We start from the raw sequence: 12,535 nt of genomic DNA on the forward strand, positions 1-12,535 counted from the left end.
CCTTCGTTTCAATAGATGTCAAAAGACCTGGTTGAATGATTCAAAATCATCAACTAAATAGGATTTAAAACTGAAACAGTGTTACAAAAACTTTTTGTATAAATCGTGATATTCATTAATCTCTTCGTATCTTTTATTTTGTCTGATACTATTTTCAAAATTTTGCGAAAAAAGAATCGCAAATAATAACTCAAAAATATATTCAGCTGACGTTTGAAAAAGTAAAGTTCCCATATCTGAAAAACGGTGAACGTTATACACATAAAGGTGTTCAGTGCTTAAACCCGCTAATGTTGAATTTTTAGATTCTGTTATCATGATGATTGGAATATTCTTTTCTTGAAGAAGTTTTGCTATCCGAGCGAGCATGACGTTTTCTCCAGTCCGACTGATCATCATGGCAACATGACCTTCACTTGACACCATAGCCTGCATGAACTGAGCGTTACTTCCGTCTTGAATCGCGCTATTTTTCCCTGCATAAAGAAAATTGGCAGCTGCATATTTTGCTAGATGCAAGTTGTTATCAAAAGCATAAAGGTCGATAAAAGTTGAGTGATTTAAAAGTTTAGCCACTCGTGTCAATTGATCAAGGTCAATTCCTTTTTTGGTTTCTTCGATAGCGGTCATTTTTAAGGCGGCTACTTTGTTTAAAATAGTATGAATGGACTCATTTGAGGTAATTGGATTTTCTCGATTAATGTGTCTTGGGGTTTGACTAATTTCTTGAAGGTATTTTAATTTAAATTCCCCATAACCACTCATGCCGACTTTTTGACAAACTCGAACAACGGTTGCAGCTGAGGTATGCGTTAAAGTGGCTAATTGACGTGATGATAGTTTAGCAATTTCTTGTGGATAGTCAAGGAGGTAATCGACCACTTGAATTTCGGAGTTCGTTAGTTTGTTGAGTTGCTTTAGTTCTTTTAATTCCGTTACTAGCTTCATGATTTCACCCGTTTCTTTTCTCTCTTTATTTTAACTGAAATGATGACTGGCTGACAACGTTATCTCATCTGATATCTGTTTACGGGAGTCTTAAGTTTTGCTATAATATCTTTCCATAAGGTGTTAATTTTCAATAGTTTCAACCAATTAAAGGGGAGTTGAATGAATGAGAAAAACATTAAGAATATTACTTGGACGTGTTGGCTTTTGTGGAATGCTGATCGCCCTACAAGCCTTAATCTTAATCGTTGTGATTTGGCGGTTCCAAGAATACTTTGTTTACTTTTATGCTTTTTGTGTCTTACTGAGTGTAGTCGTTGTGATGGGAATCTTAAATAATCGTTTAAATCCAGCTTACAAAATTGCTTGGATTATTCCAATTATGCTGGTTCCGATTTTTGGGGGATTATTTTATATTCTCTTTAGTAGTGATCAAACTCGTAAAAAGTTTTTAAATGAAATGAAGCCTATCAATGAGAAGATGAGAGAATGTTTAATACAGGATGCTGACATTACTGAAAAACTTAAAACTCTTGATAAGCGGGCCTTTAATCAATCCAGATATATTTTGGATTATGCACAGGGGCCTATTTATGAAAACACCACAACTGAGTACCTTACACCCGGAGAAAAAAAGTTTGAACGTTTACTTGAAGAATTAAAAAAAGCAAAACATTATATCTTCCTAGAATACTTCATCATTGATGAAGGGATGATGTGGGATACGATTTTAGAGATTTTAAAAGAAAAAGCGGCGCAAGGGGTTGATGTACGCGTCGTTTATGATGATTTCGGTTGTTTATTTTTACTTCCTTCTGGCTATGATAAAAAGCTTGAAGCAATGGGAATTAAGTGTTGCGTATTTAATCCATTCGTTCCGTTTTTAACACTTCGTATGAATAATCGTAATCACCGTAAAATTGCGATTATTGATGGACATACTGCTTTTACAGGCGGCATTAATATTGGAGATGAGTATATTAACGGCTATGAAAAACATGGGCATTGGAAAGATGCTTCGATTATGATTAAGGGCGATGCGGTTTGGAGTTTTACCGTCATGTTTTTAACGATGTGGGATTTCCTTCGTAAAACGAATGAAGATTACGAACCTTTCCGTCCTCATATTCATCACAAAGAATCGTTTGAAAGTGATGGATTTGTTCAGCCGTTTACGGATAGTCCACTAGATAATGAATCGGTTGGGGAGACCGTTTATTTAAATTTAATTAATTCGGCTAAAGATTATGTTTATATCAATACGCCTTATCTGATTTTAGATAATGAAATGATTACGGCTTTATCACAAGCCGCTAAACGTGGAGTCGATGTCAGAATTGTGACCCCGCATATTGGTGATAAATGGTTTGTTCACGCCGTAACTCGTGCTAACTATGCTTTCTTAATTGAAGATGGTGTGAAGATTTATGAATATACACCTGGATTCATTCATTCTAAAACATTTGTGGTAGATGGCGAGTATGCCGTTGTTGGAACGATTAATCTTGATTACCGCAGTTTATACTTACATTATGAGTGCGGAGCTTGGTTATATAAAAATAGTAGTATTAAAACCATTTACGATGATTATGTTGAGACCTTGAAAGTCTGCCAATTAATCACGTTACAAGATTGCCATAATATTAAATGGTACAAAAAGTTCATTTATGCTTTCTTACGAATTTTTGCCCCATTAATGTAGGAAAAGGAGTTCCGATTTGGAACTCCTTTTTTTATGAATCCTCTTTAGATATATTTTAAGATTTCTTGGTATTGTGTTTTAAGTTCTTCATCTTTTATTCTGCGATTAGCAGGGCTTGGAGATGGGAGCACGATACAAGGAATGTTTGTTTTAGGGTAACAAAATTTTGTATAGAATTCGGCTGCTTTTTTTCCGGTTGTAAAGACGGCGTGAATAGGCGCTTGTTTTAGGATCATGCTTAAATCATTTGGAATTGGATTTTTAATGCTAGCATCAGAGGCTCCTTCTATGTCACAACTTTTTAATACGTCCCAAAGGGCAATATGGTGACGATGTAGGAAAGCTAGTCTATCTTCATTGGTACGTGGTAATTCTTCATGAAAGATGTCTGCTAGGACAGGCCAAAATCGATTTTGGGGATGACCATAGTAAAACCCATTTTTTCTAGACTTTGGAGAGGGCATGGTCCCTAGTATTAAGACTCTTGAATTTTCATCATACACTGGCTTAAAGATATGTTCGACGACTGCCATCTAGTTCACCTTCTTCATTAGAAATTTCTTTTATTATAGCATGTTTTCTAATGAATTTTTTTAAGGTTAAGGCTTCATCTATCATGAAGGCACCGCAAATGAAAGGACAGATGACGAACCACGAAGAAAAGTGTTGATTGATAAATGGATCGACGAGCATTGGTTGAAAATAGTTAACTCCGATAAACGTGAGGATCATCCAACAGATTGAAAATTGAGGGCAGATTAGTCCTTGTAAATTGAATTTTAGCATAGAGTAATCCCAGTAGTCCTGATGAAAAATATGACGCGTCAGAAGTCCTGATAAATATTCAACGGTTGTTGGTACGATAAGGCACAGTATTAAAATGGAAATTGGCGATAGTAAAAACGTATCTTTCATTAAGATGAGCAAAGCCATTGCGATTGCATACATCGGTTTGAAAGGTCCATATAAAAAGCCATCTTTTTTCATTTGTCCTGTTAGCATATAAGAATAAAATTGTTCGATCATCCATCCAATGACACCATATAAAAAGAAGTTAAATAAAAAGTACCATGCGTAATACATACTAGACACCACCTGTTTTTAGTGATAGTTTGTTCCCTCTCCCCTAAATTCATACTCCACCTCTTTTTATTTTTTCCTTTTATCGTTAAACTATAAATAAATTGGAATTTTATTGTAACAAATAGTTTTTTCCACTCATTAAAAAGAATGGAAGAAGGTTAACAAATATGGTGATTAATAAAAAAAACATCTATTCAAGTCACCTTGATAGATGTTTTTTAGTGTGTGTGCTTATGTTTTAAATTAGATTAATGATCTATATAACCCAATAATATCTTCAAGGCTTGCCTCTTTTGGATTTCCAGGAGCACAAGCATCAGCTACTGCTGATTCAGCTAAGAACTGAATATCTTCTTCTTTCACGATTTCTTTTAAATCGGCTGGAATATTGATATCTGCTGATAATTGACGAACAGCATCAACTGCAGCTTGGCGATACTCATCTTGTGTCATATGATCAACACCCTCTACTCCCATTGCACGTGCAATTTCACGGTATTTTTCACCTGTTGCATCTGCATTAAATTCCATAACTGTTGGTAATAAAATTGCATTTGCAATCCCATGAGGTGTATCATAAACAGCTCCCAATGCGTGAGCCATTGAATGAACAATTCCAAGACCTACGTTTGAGAATCCCATTCCTGCAATATATTGTCCAAGTGCCATTCCTTCGCGACCTTCTTTTGTATTAGCAACTGCTCCACGTAATGATTTAGCAATGATTTCGATGGCTTTTAAATGGAACATATCCGTCATCTCCCAGGCTGCCTTTGTAATATATCCTTCAATCGCATGTGTTAAGGCATCCATTCCTGTTGCTGCCGTTAAACCTGCTGGCATTGAAGACATCATTTCAGAATCAACAATTGCAATGACTGGAATATCATGTGTATCGACACATACAAATTTACGCTTTTTCTCAACATCTGTGATAACGTAATTGATGGTCACTTCAGCCGCTGTTCCAGCAGTGGTTGGAACGGCAATAATTGGGACACTTGGATTTTTAGTTGGGCTGACACCTTCTAAACTACGAACATCCAAAAACTCTGGATTATTAATAATAATTCCAACTGCTTTTGCCGTATCCATTGATGATCCTCCACCAATCGCGATGATATAATCAGCTCCTGATGCCTGATACGCTGCTACTCCATGCTGAACATTTTCAATTGTTGGATTTGCTTTAATATCTGAATAAATTTCATAAGGTAATCCTACCTCATCTAGAACAGCTGTGACTTTATCCGCTACCCCAAACTTAATTAAATCTGGATCGGTACAAACAAATGCCTTTTTAAATCCACGGCGTAACACTTCGTCTTTAATCACTTGAATAGATCCTGCCCCATGGTAAGATGTTTCATTCAAAACAATACGATTTGCCATTTTCCAATTCCCCTTTTCTCATCAGTAGCCTCTCGCTACTTAAAATAATACTTAGCAACTTCATTATGCTTTAATTCTATCACTAAGATAAAGTTATCCCTTCTTTTTAGTTAATAAAGTTCATATTCAAGTCATCAAAATCTATCACCTTATCAACTAAAAGCAAGACTATTATAATGCTTTCTCAGTAAAGAAAATCGTCAAAAAATAAAGGAAACATCCGACTTTATTATTTTAATCTCTTTTTAAATGAATCAAATTGGAAAGGTTAAGAAATGAACCTGTCATTCATTTAGACGTATCGCTCTTCGAGTGAATTAAATTAATAGAACCTACGTACTCAGTCTTTCTCGGATAAAGCCTAGATTAGAAAATATCTCAAGAAAATTAAGCTAATAAAAATCCTAGTCACAAAGCGACTAGGATTTTTATTTAATTGGTATCACTTATTGGATTTTAAAATTTAATTAACCTATCGTTATTTGTTCTTCGGGATAATTAAATCTTGGTGCTGCTGTTTGATAAGCCCATAAGCAGGCAATACTAAATGGACCTAAACGCCCAATAAACATGATGATACACAAGATGAGTTTGTTCGCTATATTTAAGCTCGGTATAATTCCAGTTGATAATCCGACTGTTCCTGTTGCGGCAATCACTTCAAATAAAATACTCTGAAGTGATAACTCAGGTTGAATCAATAAAATAAAAAACGTTCCAACAAATACAACTGAGATTGCTAGTAAAAAAACACTAAATGCCTTAATAATACTTTCAGCTGGAATTCGGCGATAAAAGGCTGTAACAGGACGATTAGTGGCAAAAGATTTAATAGTTTTTATAATGGTAAATAACGTCGTTGTTTTAATTCCACCACCGGTCGAACCAGGAGATGCCCCAATAAACATTAAGACCATTAAAATAAGAAGTCCAGCTTGTGAAAAATCATCAATAGGAATGGTAGAAAAACCAGCTGTACGTGCCGAAATACTATGGAAGAAGGCATCAAACCAACTAAAGCCTTCTGATAATTTTAACAAAATGGTTCCGATGATTAATAAAGAGGCTGTTGTTACCATGACAATCTTTGTATTCATACTACATTTTTTGAAATTTCTTTTATGATAGATATCAAGCATGGTGACGAATCCAATCCCTCCTAACCCAATTAGAGTAGCTGTTGTCAATAGCAACACATAATGATGTCGGTATGGAATTAAATTCTGTCCTCCACCTAAAATATCAAATCCCGCGTTATTAAAGGAAGCAATCGCATGAAAGGCACTGATTCCTAAAGCTTCCCAAAACGGATAATGTTGAATGAATGTAAAAAAACTAAGAATCATGCCTACTAACTCAATCACCAGAGTTAATTGTAAGACCGATTTAACTAATCGAACCACTCCACTCAACGAATTAAAATTCGGCCCTTCCATCAATAATAATCGATGATAAACTCCAAATTTCCTTTGCATCACTAAGATAAAAATAGCACCTACTGAGGTTACCCCTAACCCACCTATTTGAATCAGTAATGCAATGACTAGACGACCAAAAGCATTAAAATGTTCAGCTGTTTCAATGGCAATCAAACCGGTCACGGTAACTGCACTGGCTGAGGTAAATAAAGCATCGATATAACTGACATAAGTCCCTGGCATATGCGCAATTGGCAAGGCAAGTAAAACAGATCCTATTAGAATAACTGACATAAAACCTAAAGCAACATATTGAGTCGGTCCTAAACGTTTAGTCCGTAACACAAATCTTCCCTCCAACTTATACTCTCTTCTCTTTTATGATAATATGACACTATTATAACTCTGACAAATGTCGAAAATAACCAAATTTTGACTAAATTCATTTTTTGTTATCATATCATGGACCTATAAAAAAAGCTAGAATGTATACCTCTAGCCTTTGAAAAATTTTATAAATAGTTAACTGAGTTTTATCTTTTACTATCTTCTCGCGAAATCAACAAAAATAAATTTATCCGGTCGATGGCGAGATTCAGTATATTGGAACAAGCTTGTATCCACTAAATAGGTATAACTTCTAACAACCGCCACCATATCAAAGTTTTTTAAATCTAAGTATTTTCGATCCTCATCGGTTGCCATTTGAACTGTGATTTCTTTATTAGCATATGCCACTTTCAAACCAAGTTCACCTTCAATATATTCATATAATGAATCTTGACAGGCTTCCTCTGTTAAATGATCAACATATTTGCAAACCACATAGTCTTTATCTAAAATAACCTTTTCGCCATCAATGGTTCTAGAACGGACAATTTTCCACACAGGTTCTTCAGCATTTAATTCCAAGTTTTTACGAATCGATTCTCGTGGAATTTGTTTCTCTAAAAGTTCAACAGTTGTCTTTGCATTACGACCTGAGCGCTCGGTAATTTCTTTAAAACTGACAACTCCCGAAACTGGGAAATTTAATTTATTTATATCAAGTACAAAAGACCCTTTTCCTTTTGTCTTTTGTATATATCCATGTTGTTCTAACATACTTAACGCTTTACGGACGGTATCTCTTGAGACTTGATAGTGGTTAATTAAGTTTTTCTCAGAAGGTAACATACTTGTTGGCTCATAAATACCACTTTCAATTTGACTTACAATGTCATTATAGACTCTTAAATATTTTTTATCCATCGTCATCACCGTAAAACATTTTAACACATATACGGATAAGATAAAAAGCAGTAAAACTTTTTCAAAGAAAAAATTTACTGCTTTTTGTGGGATAACTCATTGTTTCTTATTAAAATTCTATCGAAATGACTTATTATTTTTCTAATTAGTTTTCAATATAGTAAGCAATTGATTCATATGGACGAAGTGTGATTTTTTCTGCTAACTGCTGGCTATCTTTGTAGTTTGAAATTAAAATTTTAGCATCACTCACTAACTCAACTGGCATTTCAACTTCTGTTTCTTTTCCATAGTAATTATTTAAAACAATTAATTTTTGATTATCTAAGGTACGCATATAGGCTAATACTTGTGGATGATCCATTAACATCATTTCAATATTACCATCTGAGATAATGTCATACTCTTTACGTAAAGCAATTAATTTTTTGTAATGATAGAAGACTGAATCTTGATCTTTTAAAGCTGCTTCTGCATTGACTTCTTCGTATGATGCACCCACTGGAATCCAAGGTGTTCCACTTGTAAATCCAGCATTCTCTGTCGCATCCCATTGAACCGGCGTACGAGAATTATCACGTGATTTAGCACGTAAGATTTCTAAAATTTCTTCTTCTTCAATTCCTTGCTCTTTTAAAATATTGAAGTAATTAATGGCTTCGACATCACGGTATTGTTCAATTGTTGTGAAATAAGGATTTTTCATTCCGAATTCTTCACCTTGATAAATGTATGGTGTTCCACGCATTAAGTGAATCGTTGATGCTAACATCTTAGCACTTTCCTTATGATAATTCACGTCGTCTCCAAATCGTGAAATCGCACGTGGTTGATCGTGGTTACACCAGAAGACTGCACTCCATCCATTTCCAGCTTGCATACCTTCTTGCCACTCTTTGAAAATATCTTTTAACATGGCAAAATCAAAGTCCATTAATGTCCACTTATCTCCATCTTTATAATCCACTTTTAAGTGGTGGAAATTAAACACCATTGATAATTCTTTTTCCTCTGGATTTGAATATCTTATACAATTATCAACAGATGTTGAAGACATTTCCCCTACTGTAATCACATCAGGATGTTTACCAAATGAGTTTTCGTTTAATTCTTTTAAGTACTCATGAATTTTAGGTCCGTCTGTATAGAAACGACGTCCATCTCCGATTGTATCATCTTCAAAAACTTCAGGTTTTGAGATTAAGTTAATAACATCTAAACGGAATCCTTTAACCCCTTTTTCTAACCAGAAGTTAACTACTTTATAAATTTCTTGGCGTACTGCTTCGTTTTCCCAGTTTAAATCACCTTGTGTGACATCGAATAAATGTAAATAGTATTGATCAAATTCTTCAACGTATTGCCAAGCAGATCCACCAAATTTAGAAATCCAGTTTGTCGGAGCTTGCCCCTCTTTTCCGTCTTTGAAAATATAGAAGTTTTTATAAGTTTCATCACCTGACATCGCCTTTTTAAACCATTGATGCTCAGTTGAGGTATGGTTAAATACCATATCAAGCATAATCTCAATTCCACGAGCTTGTGCTTGTTCCACTAATAATTCGAAATCTTCCATCGTTCCAAAACGTGGATCAATGTTGTAATAATCAGCTACGTCATATCCGTTATCTTTTTGTGGCGAGATATAGAATGGAGTTAACCAAATGTAATCGACTCCAAGTTCTTTTAAATAATCTAATTTCTCTACTACCCCAATTAAATCCCCGAGTCCATCTCCATTCGAATCATTATATGATTTTGGATAGATTTGATAAACAACGCTTTGTTTAAAGTTTTTCATGATGTAAGCCCTCCTATTTTTCATGAGAATGCGAGAAAAGGGAACAACTTCTTAAAGAAGTGAACCCTAAACCCAAAATTATTTTCTTATAATATTATTTCATACCCGAGTATTTCCTAGCTGGTAAGGATTGTACCTTTCCATATCAAGAGACTCGATTTTTATTTTTTTAATTTACGTTTTGCTAGTACAACAGTTAAGATGAATGGAACAACAATCGCAACCACCATTGCTACTGCAAACATTAACATGTGTGCTGGTTGAATTGATAAGATACCAGGTAATCCACCAATACCTACCGAGTTAGCCATAACACCTGTTGCAACTGAGATAACTGCTGCAATTCCCGAACCGATCATTCCGGCAATGAATGGGAATCCGTATTTCATATTGATACCGAAGATAGCTGGTTCAGTTACCCCTAAGTAAGCTGAGATACAAGCAGGAACTGAAACTTGTTTTTCTTCTTCATTTTTGCGATTTACATAAATCATACCAAGAACAGCTGAACCTTGAGCAATATTTGATAAAGCGATCATTGGCCATAACATTGTTCCACCAAACTCAGCAACTAACTGTAAGTCGATTGCGTTTGTCATATGGTGTAATCCTGTAATAACTAATGGTGCATAAGCAAATCCAAAAACTCCAGCAAATAACCATGAGAATGATGATGTTAATCCAGCATATACAACTCCTGAAATCCAAGAACCAATTGCCCATCCAATAGGACCAAGTACTGTGTGTGCTAATAATACAGTTGGTACTAATGAGAAGAATGGAACAATAATCATTGAGATTGAATTTGGTGTAATTTTTTTGAAGAATCGCTCTAAGTAAACTAAAGTAAATCCGGCTAACATGGCTGGGATAACTTGTGCTTGATATCCAATCATATTAACTTGAGCAAATCCAAAATCCCAAACTGGAGCGACTGCATCTCCACCAACTGCGTAAGCATTTAATAACTGTGGTGAAACTAATGTAATCCCTAGAACAATACCAAGAATTTGTGTCGTTCCCATTTTCTTAGTTACAGCCCATGTAATTCCGACCGGTAAGAAGTGGAAGATTGCTTCCCCAATTAACCATAAGAAGCTATGAACACCTGACCAGAATTGTGAGATTTCAACTAATGTCTTTGTTCCATCTTCGAACATTTTAATGTCACCAATGACATTTCTAAATCCTAAAATTAACCCACCAATGATGATAGCTGGAATTAATGGTGAGAAAATTTCAGCTAAGTTAGCCATTAAACGTTGAATCCAACTCATATTTGATTTAGCAGCTTCTTTTACATCTTCTTTACTTGCATCTTGAATACCTGCTACAGATTTGAATTCATTATAAAATACGGCAACGTCATTTCCAATAATAACTTGGAATTGTCCTGCTTGTGTAAATGTTCCTTTTACGCATGGTAAAGCTTCAATTTTTTCTACTTCAGCTTTTTTTGGATCATTTAAAACAAATCGCATACGTGTCATACAGTGTGTGACAACGGCAACGTTTTCTTTTCCACCAACAAATTGTAAGAGTTGTTGAGCCTCTTGAGTAAATTTCCCCATAATGTACCTCCTTAAATTTTTTATTATGAATCGTTCATGTCCTTCATCCCCAAACATGTACGTATATGTTTGTTGCTACACACTTATTCTAACCTGTACGTATATGTTTGTCAACACAGTTTTTACACCGTTTACATTTTTTATGTATACATTTTCAAAAAAACTCCTTCGACAAAACACGACAAAACCATTGATATTATCACGCTTTCATCATCTTTATTTTTATTATTTTTCCCTAAAATTTTTTTTAAAAAATAAAAAAATCATCAGCATAAACTGATGATTTTAACTATAATTTTTTTAAATCTTTCGCTATCTCATTCATACAATCTTCTGCTTGCGGATAAACGCCACACTTATCTAAAAAGGCATGATCCATCCCCTTATACTGAATATACCTAACTTCAACTCCGGCTGCGTTTAAACGATTAACGTATGCCTCATCCTGTAAACGTAAAAAATCATACTCTGCGCTCACAATCAAAGTTTTTGGAAATTGACTCAAATCCTCTACCATTAATGGAGATAATTCTGGATGAACAAGTGGTATTTCATCACGAACATATAACTCATTGATTAACGGCATGCAATTTTTTATACTATGAATCGTACGCTTAACTAATTCATCATCAGACTCAAATGTATACTGATCTAAACTAAATTGATAACCTTCTTCTGATAATGAAACAACTGGATATAATAAAGCCATATACTTAATTCTTCTTAAACTTTTGACATCTCTTAATACACAACCTGCAGCCAAATTACCACCTGCACTATCACCCGAAATTCCAACACGATTGGAATCAATTCCTAAATCATTAGCATGATTAAAAATATAATTTACAACAGTGTCACAATCATTTAATCCATGTGGAAAAGGAGCCTCAGGAGATAAACGATAATCAATTGAAACAACGACTACGTGCGCTTTTTGAGCCATTGCTTTACATGGATTTTCAACTACATTTAAGTCTCCACCATAAAATCCCCCACCATGAATAAAAATAAGCGCTGGTAATAACCCTTTATGATTGATAGGATAATAAATTCGAACTGGGACACCATCTAAGATTTCATGTTTTACGATAATTCCTTCACTGATATCCAAGTTATCAAATCCCATTCCCTGTCTGATACGACCAATTTCAATTCCTTCAAATACCGTATCATCAACTTTTGAGAATTCTACTTTTGGTTTTAATCGCTGAATCTTTACACGTGGGTCAAGTCCCTTCGTTAATTCCGGTACTTCTTTTATTTGTGTTGGTACGCCATTAATCGTAATCATTTTAATTTTCGATAATTTGTCTAAGCATTGTTGATAATTTAAAATCATGATGGCCTCCTAAAAATAATCATCTATAAT

At 34.7% G+C, this 12,535-nt stretch carries 10 protein-coding genes; 1 reads left to right on the plus strand and 9 read right to left on the minus strand.

Annotation, left to right across the window (positions count from 1 at the left end; translation table 11 throughout):
• Positions 1–81: 81 nt before the first annotated feature.
• Complete coding sequence (locus tag J6D32_RS03240) at positions 82–948, minus strand: MurR/RpiR family transcriptional regulator (RefSeq protein WP_006784241.1); 867 nt, start codon at positions 946–948, stop codon at positions 82–84.
• A 166-nt stretch (positions 949–1,114) separates the two neighbouring features.
• On the opposite strand from J6D32_RS03240, the gene cls reads away from it, so the two are divergent.
• Positions 1,115–2,650 (plus strand): cardiolipin synthase, encoded by a 1,536-nt coding sequence (cls, locus tag J6D32_RS03245; RefSeq protein WP_132942815.1) that lies wholly within the window; start codon positions 1,115–1,117, stop codon positions 2,648–2,650.
• 44 nt (positions 2,651–2,694) lie between these two features.
• Here the strand turns inward: cls and J6D32_RS03250 are convergent, their stop codons facing one another.
• From J6D32_RS03250 to J6D32_RS03285, 8 genes are all read right to left on the minus strand, one after another.
• Positions 2,695–3,183 carry a DNA-deoxyinosine glycosylase gene (locus tag J6D32_RS03250; protein ID WP_129821589.1) on the minus strand — a complete coding sequence of 163 codons (489 nt, stop codon included), beginning with the start codon at positions 3,181–3,183 and terminating at the stop codon, positions 2,695–2,697.
• Entirely contained in the window at positions 3,158–3,733 is a 576-nt protein-coding gene (locus J6D32_RS03255; protein WP_006784238.1) for a putative ABC transporter permease, read from the minus strand. The genes J6D32_RS03250 and J6D32_RS03255 overlap by 26 nt, the downstream gene beginning before the upstream one ends.
• A 243-nt stretch (positions 3,734–3,976) precedes the next feature.
• Positions 3,977–5,125 carry a lactaldehyde reductase gene (gene fucO, locus J6D32_RS03260; protein WP_272155598.1) on the minus strand — a complete coding sequence of 383 codons (1,149 nt, stop codon included), beginning with the start codon at positions 5,123–5,125 and terminating at the stop codon, positions 3,977–3,979.
• 467 nt (positions 5,126–5,592) lie between these two features.
• Positions 5,593–6,888 carry a TrkH family potassium uptake protein gene (locus tag J6D32_RS03265; protein ID WP_287467275.1) on the minus strand — a complete coding sequence of 432 codons (1,296 nt, stop codon included), beginning with the start codon at positions 6,886–6,888 and terminating at the stop codon, positions 5,593–5,595.
• 198 nt (positions 6,889–7,086) lie between these two features.
• Positions 7,087–7,794, minus strand: a complete 708-nt coding sequence (treR, locus tag J6D32_RS03270; protein WP_006784235.1) for a trehalose operon repressor — start codon at positions 7,792–7,794, stop codon at positions 7,087–7,089.
• 145 nt (positions 7,795–7,939) lie between these two features.
• Positions 7,940–9,595, minus strand: a complete 1,656-nt coding sequence (gene treC / locus J6D32_RS03275; protein WP_055163772.1) for an alpha,alpha-phosphotrehalase — start codon at positions 9,593–9,595, stop codon at positions 7,940–7,942.
• A 161-nt stretch (positions 9,596–9,756) separates the two neighbouring features.
• Positions 9,757–11,166, minus strand: a complete 1,410-nt coding sequence (gene treP, locus J6D32_RS03280; RefSeq protein WP_006784233.1) for a PTS system trehalose-specific EIIBC component — start codon at positions 11,164–11,166, stop codon at positions 9,757–9,759.
• 289 nt (positions 11,167–11,455) lie between these two features.
• Positions 11,456–12,505 (minus strand): alpha/beta hydrolase, encoded by a 1,050-nt coding sequence (locus J6D32_RS03285; RefSeq protein WP_009607205.1) that lies wholly within the window; start codon positions 12,503–12,505, stop codon positions 11,456–11,458.
• Positions 12,506–12,535: the final 30 nt, after the last annotated feature.

Origin of the sequence: Turicibacter sp., assembly GCF_017941855.1 — a bacterium.
In the GTDB taxonomy this organism is placed as follows: Bacteria; Bacillota_I; Bacilli_A; order MOL361; family Turicibacteraceae; genus Turicibacter; species Turicibacter sanguinis.

What these genes read in the sequence shown, in the direction of transcription:
- fucO (WP_272155598.1), bottom strand. Translation starts at nt 5,125, where the DNA reads ATGGCAAATCGTATTGTTTTGAATGAAACATCTTACCATGGGGCAGGA.
- treC (WP_055163772.1), bottom strand. Translation starts at nt 9,595, where the DNA reads ATGAAAAACTTTAAACAAAGCGTTGTTTATCAAATCTATCCAAAATCA.
- J6D32_RS03250 (WP_129821589.1), bottom strand. Translation starts at nt 3,183, where the DNA reads ATGGCAGTCGTCGAACATATCTTTAAGCCAGTGTATGATGAAAATTCA.
- treP (WP_006784233.1), bottom strand. Translation starts at nt 11,166, where the DNA reads ATGGGGAAATTTACTCAAGAGGCTCAACAACTCTTACAATTTGTTGGT.
- J6D32_RS03240 (WP_006784241.1), bottom strand. Translation starts at nt 948, where the DNA reads ATGAAGCTAGTAACGGAATTAAAAGAACTAAAGCAACTCAACAAACTA.
- treR (WP_006784235.1), bottom strand. Translation starts at nt 7,794, where the DNA reads ATGGATAAAAAATATTTAAGAGTCTATAATGACATTGTAAGTCAAATT.
- J6D32_RS03255 (WP_006784238.1), bottom strand. Translation starts at nt 3,733, where the DNA reads ATGTATTACGCATGGTACTTTTTATTTAACTTCTTTTTATATGGTGTC.
- cls (WP_132942815.1), top strand. Translation starts at nt 1,115, where the DNA reads ATGAGAAAAACATTAAGAATATTACTTGGACGTGTTGGCTTTTGTGGA.
- J6D32_RS03285 (WP_009607205.1), bottom strand. Translation starts at nt 12,505, where the DNA reads ATGATTTTAAATTATCAACAATGCTTAGACAAATTATCGAAAATTAAA.